Source organism: Pseudoxanthomonas sp. F37, from assembly GCF_022965755.1.
Taxonomy (GTDB): Bacteria; Pseudomonadota; Gammaproteobacteria; order Xanthomonadales; family Xanthomonadaceae; genus Pseudoxanthomonas_A.
Window position 1 is genome coordinate 3,101,757 of record NZ_CP095187.1, and the last position, 12,936, is coordinate 3,114,692.

Consider the following 12,936-nt stretch of genomic DNA (forward strand, 5'->3'; position numbering starts at 1 on the left):
TAACTGGCCGGGCGTATGCTGGCGCCTCTCCAGGAGGGTGCCGCCATGAAGAAGCCGTTGTTGCAGTCCGTTTTCGTACTGTTGCTGGCCTTGGCGGCCGGCAGCGCCTCCGCCCAGATCACGTCCAAGGCCTATGCGCCGGAAAACCTGCGCACGCTCTCGGTGCAGGACCAGACCCGGGTCATCAGCCTGGAGTATTCCGAACAGTCCCGCGGGCGCCGCATCCCGGACGACCAGTTGCGGTTCTACCTGGACCAGGTCAACCGCTCCAACTGGACCTTCAGCCGTATCAAGCAGGACATCGCCCAGTCGCTGGGCGGCAACAGCGGCGGCTGGAACCCGAACCCTCCGGCCCCTGGACAAACCATCCTGTGCGAGAGCAAGAGCGGTGACGCCCGGCGCTGCACGCCGCCGTGGCGCGGACCGTCGCGGCTGGTGCGGCAGCTCTCCAACAGCCGCTGCGAAGAGGGCACGACCTGGAGCTCGCAGGACGGCCTGATCACGGTGTGGAAGGGGTGCCGGGGCGAGTTCGCCGCTGCCGGCGGATCCACCGGGACGATCCGCTGTGAAAGCACCGACGGCCGCGGCCGTACCTGCCGCACACCGTGGAGTGGCCATTCGCGCCTGACCCGGCAGCTCTCCCGCGCCGCCTGCGTCGAGGGCCAGAGCTGGCAGTCGCAGCGGGGCCAGGTGTATGTCGGCAACGGCTGCCGCGCCGAATTCGCCCCCCGCATCGGCGGCGGTGGCGGCGGCTCCAGCCACTACTCGGTCACCTGCAGCAGCGAGAACAACCGCCGCCACAGCTGCGCCTACGACCCGCGCCAGGGCCGGCCGATCCTGTTGCAACAGCTGTCCAACACCAGTTGCCGCGAAGGCTACAGCTGGGGCTACGCGGGCAACCAGATCTGGGTGGACCGCGGCTGCCGGGGCCGCTTCGGACCGCGCTGAGCGACCCTTACCGGCTCAATCGTCGACGCCCCACGGCGCCGGCGGCGGTTCCACCGGCGCGGTGAGGTCGAATTCCACCCGGAACAATCGGCCGTTCGGCCGGCTCAGTTCGTAGACGAAGGTCTTGCCCGGCACCCGTTCCATGGCCCAGGTGTTGTCGAGCGAAGCGTTCAGCCCTTCCCGCTTGAACATCGCCACCGATCCGGCATCGACGGGAAACGCCTGCCGCTGCGCGGTGCCGGCTTCCACCGTGTCGCCGCCGTACAGGGTCACCGCGTCCGGGCTGCCGTCTTCATGGCGATGGTCGTGCTTCAGGCGCAGGCCCGTACCGGTGCGTGTCAGCACCCAGGTACGCGAGCGGTCGTCGCCCACATGGAAGGGAATGCGGATCTCGCGCGCCGGGTCGTCGCAGCCGCGCACGTGCATGACCAGCGTCTTGCCCTCGAACGGATCGGGCGTGGCCGGTGCGGGCTGATTGGCCGTGATGCGGCCGGCGTAGGCCTTGCCGCAATGGGTCGCCAGCGCAGCGAGGAACCTATCTGCAGGCGAGGCTGGTGGCGTGGCGCACCCGGCGACGCACAACGTGGCCAACGCGATGACGCGCTTCTTCATGGCGACCCCCTTCTGGTGGACGGGATACACCTTACTTCGTAGCGCTTTTAGGCGGGGCCGAGGTGAGGCCAACGGAGGTGCCGGCTTCGGCCGGCGCAGGTTCGCCGGCCCCGGTGCCTGGGGAGGCATTCCCGCCCCCACCCAACTCGGGAATGTCGTGCGTCAAGTCCGCATCCTTGCTGTCTTCAGGGTCGGGCACGGGAGCTGTCGCGCCGCGGACGACGGCCCACAGATCGGCACGCGGTCGATCGCAGGACGGACAGCTTTCATCGCGTTCCTCCTCCTCGATCGACGTGCTGCGGAGCGGCGTGAGCCACGGAATCCAGCGGACAGCCGCACGTTGCCGGTCTCCCAGCCGCGTGCCCCGCTGTGGGAATACCTGCACGCCCGGCCCGGGCACGGCGGGGGCCTGCGACGCGATCTTGGGAAAGACCGATGCGCACTCGGAGCTCTCGCAGGTCTCGAAGCCCAACCGCGAGTAGTCCCTGACGATGGCAAACCGGTTCTGTTGTCCGTCCGGTGCGTCAGGGTCGGGATAGCTGACCCGATAGCGTTCCTCGACTCCGTAGTAGCTCCCGCGCGCCAGCGTGATGGGACGGAAATATCGAACCAGCGCGTTGCACGCGGTCGCGCCCGCAGCAATGACCGACGATGTGCAGGCCTCCACCTGGCGACTGGAACCATCCGGGTACCGTGCGCTCGCGCGGATGTTGTAGATACCGAATCCCGTCATGCTCCAGCGATGATTCTCCAGGCTGTTGCCGTTGTCGCCCTGGACGGAATACGCACTGTTGCCGTCGGCGAGGCGCGAGAGCGTGACCGAAACATCCAGCCCCACGTAGGACGGCGGCTGGGCCTTCTGGTAACCGTTACGCCAGTTCCCCAGCGGCTGGATGATCGAAGGCGACTCGCCTTCGAACTGGTACATGAATGACGGCGTCAGCCCCACCAGGGTCTCACCCTGCGTGTCCCCCTGCAGGGAACGCGAAAGGAAGACCGATGGCACTACGGCCCTGCCCACCGTTCCCGATTGCAGGCGCCAGAACTGCGTCTCGGTCTGTCCGTTGTCGATGGTCAGGAGACTCGGGTTCTGGATTGAGACATCGAACTGGGTCGAACGCGTCGGCACCATGGGCTCCCCGTCAGCACTCAGCGGCATGTCGTGCTCGAACGTAAAACCCAGGCCCTCAAAGTCGAACCTGTGCAAGGGATACCCGCAAACCGCCAAGCGACCGGCCAGCATCTGGCCTGGCTCGATGCACAGCCATGGCAGCGAGAACTGCAGGCTGGTGAATCTCCACGCGTCGGCCCGCTTCCAGGCATCGAGATCGGTGGCCGATAGCACACGATATTCCGTAACAGATACCGGGGGCGACTGGGGCGAAGACGCTGCGACCTCGAGCCAGTCAGACCTGAGTGCCCACACACTGATGCCACCCGCGATCGCCAGGCGCCGCAGGACATGGCCCTGCGAGGTGCGCTGCATGACGTCGTTATCGGGCGATGTGCGTTCGTAAAGGCGCACCACCGCGGTCCTGGGGGTCAAAACGACCTGGCCACTCTCGTCCACCCTGATCGCGTAGTTGGGCGTGGCCAGCGGTTGATCCTCATGGAAATTCACAGATCCATCGGGAAGGCGCTCCAGCAAGCGCGTGGCTCCGGAATAGCTCGGATACTCGGTGACCGAGAGGCCACCCAACATCAGCATGCGCGCAGGCAGTTCCGAGACATTGGCGACACGGGAGCCGGACGCCTGTTCGAACAGGTATCCGGACCAGACCTGATATTCGGGCAGGTGCGGCCAAGCCTTGAAGGCGTTGCGATCCGCACTGAACGCGTATCCGTCCTGGTATCCCGCAGGCATCGGCAACTCGCCGGCGGCGATCCTGCTCAGCGCATAGGAAAGCGCGCTCAGCCCATCGTGTGCAACGGCACGGGTGGTCTGGTCCAGCTCCGCGTCCGTGGTCGGCCGCCTTCCCAGTGCGTATTCGATGTGCCGCATGAGTGCGGTCGTAAAGGCCGAAACCCGCAGGGCGGCATGTTCCTGCACGTCCAGCCGGCCATCGCCGCCGCCCAGCGCGGCCAGACGCGAAACGCTCCCCAGCAGGCTGGCCTGGCGCCCCTTGGTGGAGCGCACCTCGATGGATGCCATGCGAGCGGTATCCGTCAGGAACAGCGTGGCCTCGAAGTACCGGCCCTGCACGCTGACCGGAATCAACTCGGTGCCGACACGTACTTCCACCGACTGGAGGACATCACCGGCCGCCAGCGGCGTCACTTCACCGGACAGGCGCAGTTTTGCCGGGGGCACCAGCGGCTGGGACCCGCGCACGGGCAGTGCGCCTGCGGGCGGAGCGGCCTGCCCTGCGCTCTGCAGCACCGGTATCGACATGGCGGCAATACCCGCCACGGCCGCCATGGCGCCCACGACCCACGCGGCCAGAATGGCCATCCCTGCCTTCGACATCGCCCCCTCCTGATTGGACGGCCCTGACACGCGAAGCGCGTGTGCCCCGGCGGGCCGTGCGGAAAGGCTACCGTGCAGGCGGTGCGGCCGTCGAGTGCGGCCGAGTAGCCGCCGAGGTCAGGACGCCGACGGTGCCGGCTTGGCGTCCACCTTCGCCGGCGCGCTTTCGCTCTTCGCCGGTGCCGAGTCGGCGGGCTTGGCCTCTGCGGAGGGCTTGGCACCCTCGCCGCCATCGGCCAGGTTGCGCTTCTTGTCGCCATCCTTCTTGAAGTCGGTCTCGTACCAGCCGCTGCCGGCCAGGCGGAACGCCGGCGCCGTGATCTGCCGCTTCACCGTGGACTGCCCGCAGGACGGGCAGGTGTCGGGGTCGGGGTCGGACAGCTTCTGCAGACGGTCGAAATGGTGGCCGCACTGGGTGCATTCGAAGGCGTAGATGGGCATGGCGGATACGGGACTGACGCGGAGCCCGTATTCTGGGGGCACGGGCCGCCGTTTCAACCGCTTGCACGGCCACGGCGCGTTCACCGCGCCATCGGCCCGGCCGCCAGTACCGCGACCTGCCGCAGCGTGTCGTCGCGGGCCGCGGCGTCCACCGAAGCGCCCTGGAGATAGCTGGCCAGCAGGAAGGGCGCCCGGCCATGGCCGGGCCAGATCACGGCGATGTCGTTGGTGGTGTCGGTGCCGTTGCTGCCCGTCTTGTCGCCCACGGTCCACCCGGAGGGCAGGCCGGCGCGCAGGCGGTGGCCCCCCGTGCGGTTGTCGATGAGCCAGCGGGCCAGAATTCGTCGCGAGGCGGGCGACAGCACCGTGCCCAGCACCAGGCGCTGCAGGTTGACGGCCATCGCTGCGGGCGTCGTCGTGTCGCGCGGGTCGTCGGGGCTGAACAGGTTCAAGGTCGGCTCGTTCCGGTCGCTGCGGGTGACGCTGTCGCCGGTCGCGCGCAGGAAGGCCGTCAGACCGGCTGGATCGCCCACCAACGGCAGCAGCAGATTGGCTGCGGGATTGTCGCTCCAGATCATGGTCGCCCTGCACAACTCCCCGACGTTCAAGCCGCGACCGACGTATTTCTCGGTCACGGGGGCGTGCGCAATCATGTCCTCCTGACGGATGGGTACCCTTTGCGTCAGGGCCATCCGCCCCTGGTCGACCTGCTGGAGCACCGCGGCGACAAGCAGGAACTTGAAGGTACTGCACATCGGGAAACGTTCTTCCTGACGGTGCCCCCAGCGTCGGCCGCTGCCGCTGTCGATCAGGCACACGCCCAGCCGTCCCCCGCTGGCGCGCTCCAGCATCGCCCAGTCCGGTCCCGCCTCCGCCGGTTCCGGCGCCCCGGCAGCCCACGCCCTTGAGTAGCCCGGGACCAGGCCCGCAGCCAACCCTACTCCAGCCCACTGCAGGAACTGCCGCCTCATGATCATCGTGCTCTCCTTGAGAAAACCTTATTGTTTCCGCTCGCCCAGGACGTCACCAGCGCGATAGTTGGATCACAAGCATCAAGGAATCTCATGTCTCCCCCACCCAGGCCCCGTTTGCCGCTGAACGCACTGCGCGCGTTCGAAGCCGCCGCCCGGCACCAGAATCTGACGCGGGCAGCGGACGAGTTGTGCGTCAGCCAGGCCGCGCTGAGCCACCAGATCAAGGCATTGGAAACCCGTCTGGGTGTGACCCTGTTCCAGCGGTTGCCGCGGGGGGTGGCGTTGACCGAGGAGGGCACGGCGCTGTGGCCGCAGATCAACGAGGCGTTCGAGCGCATCGGTCTGGCGATGGACCGGTTCGCAGGGGGACACAGCCGCCAGGTGGTGACGATGGGCGTGGTGGGGACGTTCGCCACCGGCTGGCTGCTGCCGCGCCTGCCGGCCTTCTCTGCGGCCCATCCCGACATCGAACTGCGCATCTCCACCCACAACAATCTGGTCGATCTTGCGGGCGAGGGCTTGGACCTGGCGATCCGCTTTGGCGAAGGCGACTGGCCGGGGCAGGCCCGGATCCCCTTGCGGGCGGCCCGGTTTTCCGCCGTCTGTGCCCCGGCGCTGGCGCCGGTGCTGGAACATCCGCGCGACCTGGCAAGGGCATGCCTGCTGCGCTCGTACCGCAACGATGAGTGGCCGCGCTGGCTGGCCGCCGCCGAGGCCGCGGGGGTGGAAGCACGCGGACCGGTATTCGATTCCTCGATCACATTGGCCAGCGCCGCAGCAGGCGGCGCGGGCGTGGCACTGCTGCCGCTGGACATGTTCGGGCACGAACTGGGCAGCGGTGGCCTGCTGCAGCCTTTTGCCACCACGCTGGAACTGGGGCGCTACTGGTTGACCCGCCTGCGGTCACGCAAGGAATCCGATGCCATGCGGCGCGTGGCGGCGTGGCTGCAGGGACAGGCACTCCTGTAACGATACCCGCGGCGGTCCAGCCAAGGAGCCGGCGGACCGGCTCGCTTTCGCAGGCCCGGCGCCCCCCTTGGGCGCGGGGCGCGTGTTCGAATCCGCATCGACGCGGCGCCGGCCTTGGGGCGTTGCCCATCGGGTGCAACGATGACCGTTGAACGGGTCGGCATGACGCCTGTGCGCATGGCTTCGGAATTGGCGGGGCCCTGTCCCCGACGAACGCTCCAGGGATCAGGACGCCTCGTCGTACAGCGCCGACCAGGCTTCCTCGGCCTTGGCCAGCTGCTGCTGCAGGTCTTCCCGCTCTCGGCCCAGGCGAGCGGCCAGGTCGGCGTCGGCGTACGTCTTCGGTTCGGCCAGGCGCGCATCCACGTCGACCAGCTTGCCCTCCAGTTCGGCGACCCGGGCCTCGGCGGCCGCCAGCTTGACCGGATTGACCTTCTTCGCGGGCGCGGGCGCAGGCTTGGGCGCGGGCGCCGGTTCGCTGCGCAGCGGCTTGCTGCCCTGCGCAGAGGCGCGCGTACGCAACCAGGCCGCGTACTCGTCCAGGTCGCCGGCGAAGGGCTCGACCACGCCGTCGGCCACGCGCCAGAACGTGTCGCAGACCAGGCCGATCAGGTGGCGGTCGTGCGACACCATCACGATGGCGCCGTCGAAATCGCTGAGTGCTTCTGCCAGTGCCTCGCGCATTTCCAGGTCGAGGTGGTTGGTGGGTTCGTCCAGCAGCAGCACGTTGGGCTGCTGCCAGGCGATCAGCGCCAGCGCCAGGCGCGCGCGCTCGCCGCCGGAGAAGCCATCCACCGGCTCGAACGCGCGGTCGCCGGGGAAATTCCACTTGCCCAGGAAATCGCGGAACGACTGGTTGCTGGCATCGGGCGAGATGTCGCGGAAGTGGTCCATGGGCGACTGGCCTTCGTGCAGCGACTCCACGGTGTGCTGGGCGAAGTAACCGATGCGCAGGTCCGGGTGCGCCATGCGGTCGCCGGCCATCGTCGGCAGTTCGCCCACCAGCGTCTTCACCAGCGTGGTCTTGCCGGCGCCGTTGGGGCCGAGCAGGCCGATGCGCTGACCCGCCTCCAGGCCGAAGCCCACATCGTGCAGGATCACCGCGTCGCCGCCGTAACCGGCTTGGACATGGTTCAAGCGGATCAGCGAGAAGGGCAGCTTGGCCGGCTCGGCGAACTCGATGCGGAATTCGCGCTCGGCGCGTACCGCCTCGGTGCCGGCCAATTTGGCCAGGCGCTTCATGCGGCTCTGTGCCTGCGCCGCCTTCGAGGCCTTGGCCTTGAAGCGGTCGATGAAGCTCTGCAGGTGCGCGCGCTCGGCCTGCTCCTTCTCGTGGGCGATCTGCTGCTGGCGCAGCTGCTCGGCGCGCTGGCGCTCGAAATCGGTGTAGCCGCCGGTATACAGCTTGGCGCCGCCGCCGTGCAGGTGCAGGGTGTGGGTGGCGACGTTGTCGAGGAACTCGCGGTCGTGCGAGATCAGCAGCAGCGTGCCCGGATACTTCAGCAGCCACTGCTCCAGCCAGAGCACCGCGTCCATGTCCAGGTGGTTGGTCGGCTCGTCCAGCAGCAGCAGGTCGCTGGGCATCATCAGGGCGCGCGCCAGGTTCAGGCGCACGCGCCAGCCGCCCGAGAACGACGAAACCGGCCGCGAATGCGTGTCCGCCGGGAAACCCAGGCCATGCAGCAGCTTGCCCGCGCGCGCCTCGGCGTCGTACGCGCCGATCTCGGCCATCTTCTGGTGGGCATTGGCGACCGCTTCCCAGTCTTCCCGCGCGCTGGCCTGGGCTTCGGCCTGCAGGACGGCGGCGACTTCGGTGTCGCCCCCCAGCACGAACGACAGGGCCGGGTCCGGCAGCGAGGGGGTTTCCTGCGCCACGCTGGCGATGCGGACCTTGCCCGGCAGGTCCAGATCGCCCTTGTCGGCCTCCAGCTCGCCCTGCACGGCGGCGAACAGGCTGGACTTGCCCGCACCGTTGCGACCCACCACGCCGACGCGGTAACCCGCATGCAGGGTGAGGTCGACGTTGGACAGCAGCAGGCGCTCACCACGGCGGAGCGCGAAATTACGAAGGGCGATCAAGAAACAACCTACGGGGATTTGGGGGAAGCGGCCGCGTAGTTTATCGGTAGCAGGCCGCCACACGGCTGTTAAGAATCCATTGACATCCATGTAACGGGGCGGTAACAAAGGCATTGGTGCAACGCACAAAAGTGATTTCAGCGGCAACTTTCCTGCCACCATCGACCCGCTGCGCCGTCCTTCCACCCCGTTGGAGCCACCATGACCCGCAAGCTCTCGCCACTCGCCTTCGCCGTTGCCCTGGCGCTCGCCGCGCCCATCGCCCAGGCGCAGGAGACCAGCCCGTCTTCCGAGGCACAGACCCTCGACACCCTGATCGTCACCGGCACCCGCGTAGCGGACCGCACGGTGGCCGAATCCACCGCACCGATCGACGTCATCACGCCCGACGTCCTCGAATCCACGGGCACGGTGGAACTGGCCACCGCCCTCTCGCGCGCCGTGCCTTCGCTGAACTTTCCGCGCGCGGCGATCAACGACGGCACCGACGCGATGCGTCCTGCGCAGCTGCGCGGCCTCGCACCGGACCACACGCTGGTGCTGGTGAACGGCAAGCGCTACCACCCGGGCGCGCTGGTCAACGTCAACGGCAGCCAGGGGCGCAGCTCCTCGCCGGTAGACCTCAACTCCATTCCGATCTCCGCCATCGAGCGCGTGGAAGTCCTGCGCGACGGCGCTTCCGCGCAGTACGGCTCGGACGCCATCGCCGGCGTGATCAACATCGTGCTGAAGAGCGCCGACAGCGGCGGCAGCGTCAGCGTGACCGGCGGCGGCTACAGCGCCGGCGACGGCCGCCAGTACCAGGCGCAGGCCGATGCCGGCTTCAAGCTGGGCAGCAGCGGCAAGGTGCATTTCGCCGCACAGGCCGGCCACCAGGACCAGACCGACCGCGCCCGTCCCTTCCTCGGCACCGTGACGGCCACCAGCGCTCCGGGCGGCAAGGTGGTGCAGCGCTACGGCGATCCCGAGGTCGACAACGCTTCGTTCCTCTACAACGGCGAGGTCGACGTCACCGACTACCTGACCTTCTATTCCTATGGCCTGTACACCAAGCGCGAGACGCTCTCGAACGGCTTCTTCCGCCCCGCCGGCGACTCGCGCAACATCCCGTCGATCTATCCGGACGGCTTCCTGCCCCAGATCTTCAACACCTCCACCGACGTAAGCGTCTCCAGCGGCCTGAAGACCTATACCGAGGGCGGCACCAACATCGACATCAGCTATACCTACGGCAGCAACGAGCTGGAGTTCGACATCCAGAACACGCTCAACCGCAGCCTGGGCCCGACCTCGCCCACCGAGTTCTATGCCGGCGCGCTGGAGTTCAAGCAGCACGTGCTCAACTTCGATTTCAACAAGCAGCTGGACTGGGGCCTGGCCTATCCGGTCACCCTGTCCTACGGCGCGGAATGGCGCGGCGAGAAGTTCACCATCGGCGCCGGCGAACCCGGCTCCTACATCAACGGCGGCGTGTTGATCGGTGGCGCGCCCGCACCCTCCGGTGCGCAGGTATTTCCCGGATTCCGCCCCAGCGACAGCGGCAGCTTCGACCGCAACAACATCTCGCTGTATGCAGGCCTGGAAGGCGACATCACCGAGAAGCTGTCGGCGGGCGTAGCCGTGCGCTACGAGGACTACAGCGACTTCGGCGACACCACCACCGGCAAGCTGACCGGGCGTTACGCCTTCAATGACGCGGTGGCGCTGCGCGCGACCGCCTCCACCGGCTTCCACGCGCCGTCGCTGCAGCAGCAGTACTACCAGACCACCTCGACCAACTTCATCGGCGGCGTTCCGTTCGACCTGGTGACCTTCCGGGTGACCAACCCGGCCGGCATCGCGCTCGGCGCGGAGCCGCTGAAGGCCGAGAAATCCGACAACCTGAGCCTGGGCCTGGTACTGACGCCGGTCGAGAACCTGTACGTCACCATCGATGCGTACCAGATCAAGGTGAAGGACCGCATCACGTTGTCGGAGAACCTCACCAGCACGGCCGTGCGCACCTGGCTCAACGACAACGGGTTCCCGGACGTGGCCGGCGGCCGCTACTTCACCAACGCGCTGGACACCACCACCAAGGGCGTCGATATCGTCGGAACCTACAAATGGGCGCTGGCGGCGAGCACGCTGGACTTCACCACCGGCTACAACTACAACAAGACCTCGATCGATCGCGTGGCGGAAAACCCGGCGGCGCTCGAAGCCATCGACCCCACCGCGCTGCGCTTCGGCCGCGTTGAACTGGGCCGGTTCGAGGTGGGCTCGCCCCGCGACAAGTTCTTCCTCAACAGCATCTGGACCAAGGGCGGTTTCAGCGTCAGCGCCACCGCCACGCGCTACGGCGAGTTCACCATCCGCAATTCGAACCCGGCCCTGGACCAGACCTTCGACCCGAAGTGGCTGTTCGACCTGGCCTTCAGCTACAAGACCGGCGGTTGGGAGTTCACCCTGGGTGGCGACAACGTGCTGGACGAGTACCCGGACGAAAGCATCTACGCCACCTCGACCTCGGGCCAGCTGCCGTATCCGTCGCAGAGTCCGTTCGGGTTCAATGGCGCCTATGCGTACGGCCGCGTTGCCTATTCCTGGTAATCCGAAAGCCTCACCGGTACGACGGAACGCCCCGCCCCACGCGGGGCGTTTCCGTTTGCGCGGCGCCATCGACGGCCTCCTGCGCCCCCGTGCCGGTTTGCGGCATGGTCGCCGCATGGGCGACACTCGACCGATCACGCCGAGGAACCGCGCCGTTCGATGCACCATGACACCGACCTGATCAACATTATCGCGGTAGGGCTGGCCCTGGCCTTCGTGCTGGGCGCGCTCGCGCACAGGCTGCGCCTGTCGCCGCTGGTCGGTTACCTGCTCGCCGGCATCTTCGTCGGCCCGTTCACGCCCGGCTTCGTGGCCGACCAGGAACTGGCCAACCAGTTGTCCGAACTGGGCGTGATGCTGCTGATGTTCGGCGTGGGCCTGCACTTCTCGCTGCAGGACCTGCTGGAAGTCAAGGCGATCGCGATCCCCGGCGCCATCGCGCAGATCGCGGTCGCCACCGGCCTGGGCTGGGCGCTGGCCTGGGGCATGGGCTGGACGCCGCTCAACGGCTTCGTGTTCGGCCTGGCGCTGTCGGTGGCCAGCACCGTGGTGCTGCTGCGCGCCATGGAAGACCGGCGCCTGCTGGAAACCCGGCGTGGCCGCATCGCGGTGGGCTGGCTGATCGTGGAGGACATCGCCATGGTGCTGGCACTGGTGATGCTGCCGGTGCTGGCCGACACCTTCGGCGGAGCGTCGGGCGAAAAGCCGGCCAGCTTCGGCACCTTTGCCGTGGCCATCGCCTGGACGCTGGTCAAACTGGGGGCGTTCGTGGCCTTCATGCTGCTGGTGGGCCGCCGGGCGATCCCGTGGACGCTGGAGAAGATCGCCGCCACCGGCTCGCGCGAGCTGTTCACCCTGTCGGTACTGGCGATCGCGCTGGGCGTCGCGTTCGGCTCGGCCACGCTGTTCGGCGTGTCCTTCGCCCTGGGCGCGTTCTTCGCCGGCATGCTGCTCAACGAGTCGGAACTCAGCCACAAGGCCGCCAACGATTCACTGCCGTTGCGCGACGCCTTCGCGGTGCTGTTCTTCGTCTCGGTGGGCATGCTGTTCAATCCGGCCATCCTGATTGCGCATCCGTGGCAGGTACTGGCCACGTTCGGCATCATCGTGGTGGGCAAGTCGCTGGCGGCGTTCTTCATCGTGCGTGCGTTCAAGCACCCCGCCAGCACCGCCCTGACCATCTCGGTCAGCCTGGCGCAGATCGGCGAGTTCTCCTTCATCCTGGCCGCGCTGGGCGTGTCGCTGAAGATCCTGCCGCCGGACGGCCGCGACCTGATCCTGGCCGGCTCGCTGCTGTCGATCATCGCCAATCCGTTCCTGTTCTCCTGGCTGGATCGCTGGCAGACGCGGCAGGAGGCGCTCGCGCCCGTACCCGACCAACCCGAAGTGCCGCCGGGCCCTTCGCTGGACGTGACCGGCCACGCCATCATCATCGGCTACGGCCGGGTGGGCAGCGAACTGGCGCGCGTGCTGCGCGACCGCGGCGTGCCGCTGATCGTCATCGACGACAACGGCGACCATGTGGCGCGCGCGCACGACGCCGGCATCCCCGCCATACGCGGCAGCGCGGCCGCCGACCGGGTGCTGGCCGAAGCGCATCCCGAGCGCGCGAAGATCGCCGTGCTGGCCATCCCGCAACCGCTGGAGGCCGGCGAAGCACTGGCCAAGCTGCGCGCGATCAATCCCGCGCTGACCCTGCTGGCGCGTGCGCACAGCGAAGGCGAGGTCAAACACCTGCTGGAACACGGCGCGGACGGCGCGGTGCTGGCCGAGCGCGAACTGGCGTTCTCGCTGGCGGAGATGGTGATGTCCACCCCGCCCTACCGCCCACAGCGCGCCGCGGGCTGACCCGGC

The 12,936-nt window shown here is 68.0% G+C and carries 9 protein-coding genes; 4 read left to right on the forward strand and 5 right to left on the reverse strand.

The window, feature by feature from the left end:
- The first annotated feature begins 45 nt into the window (after window positions 1-45).
- Entirely contained in the window at window positions 46-948 is a 903-nt protein-coding gene (locus tag MUU77_RS14675; RefSeq protein WP_245088359.1) for a DUF3011 domain-containing protein, read from the forward strand.
- A gap of 15 nt (window positions 949-963) precedes the next feature.
- Here MUU77_RS14675 and MUU77_RS14680 read toward each other — a convergent pair whose 3' ends face one another.
- From MUU77_RS14680 to bla, 4 genes are all read right to left on the reverse strand, one after another.
- On the reverse strand, window positions 964-1,560 hold the full coding sequence (locus tag MUU77_RS14680; protein ID WP_245088361.1) for a hypothetical protein: 597 nt from the start codon (window positions 1,558-1,560) through the stop codon (window positions 964-966).
- Window positions 1,561-1,591: 31 nt separating this feature from the next.
- On the reverse strand, window positions 1,592-4,027 hold the full coding sequence (locus MUU77_RS14685; RefSeq protein WP_245088364.1) for a hypothetical protein: 2,436 nt from the start codon (window positions 4,025-4,027) through the stop codon (window positions 1,592-1,594).
- Between the two features lie 117 nt (window positions 4,028-4,144).
- Entirely contained in the window at window positions 4,145-4,468 is a 324-nt protein-coding gene (locus MUU77_RS14690) for a zinc ribbon domain-containing protein (RefSeq protein ID WP_245088367.1), read from the reverse strand.
- An 80-nt stretch (window positions 4,469-4,548) separates the two neighbouring features.
- Window positions 4,549-5,445, reverse strand: a complete 897-nt coding sequence (bla, locus tag MUU77_RS14695) for a class A beta-lactamase (protein WP_345779054.1) — start codon at window positions 5,443-5,445, stop codon at window positions 4,549-4,551.
- 87 nt (window positions 5,446-5,532) lie between these two features.
- Between bla and MUU77_RS14700 the strand changes: the two genes are divergently transcribed.
- Entirely contained in the window at window positions 5,533-6,411 is an 879-nt protein-coding gene (locus MUU77_RS14700; protein WP_245088370.1) for a LysR family transcriptional regulator, read from the forward strand.
- 225 nt (window positions 6,412-6,636) lie between these two features.
- Here MUU77_RS14700 and MUU77_RS14705 read toward each other — a convergent pair whose 3' ends face one another.
- Entirely contained in the window at window positions 6,637-8,490 is a 1,854-nt protein-coding gene (locus MUU77_RS14705; RefSeq protein ID WP_245088373.1) for an ABC-F family ATP-binding cassette domain-containing protein, read from the reverse strand.
- 201 nt (window positions 8,491-8,691) lie between these two features.
- Between MUU77_RS14705 and MUU77_RS14710 the strand changes: the two genes are divergently transcribed.
- On the forward strand, window positions 8,692-11,082 hold the full coding sequence (locus MUU77_RS14710) for a TonB-dependent receptor (protein WP_245088376.1): 2,391 nt from the start codon (window positions 8,692-8,694) through the stop codon (window positions 11,080-11,082).
- 159 nt (window positions 11,083-11,241) lie between these two features.
- On the forward strand, window positions 11,242-12,930 hold the full coding sequence (gene ybaL, locus MUU77_RS14715; RefSeq protein WP_245088378.1) for a YbaL family putative K(+) efflux transporter: 1,689 nt from the start codon (window positions 11,242-11,244) through the stop codon (window positions 12,928-12,930).
- Window positions 12,931-12,936: the final 6 nt, after the last annotated feature.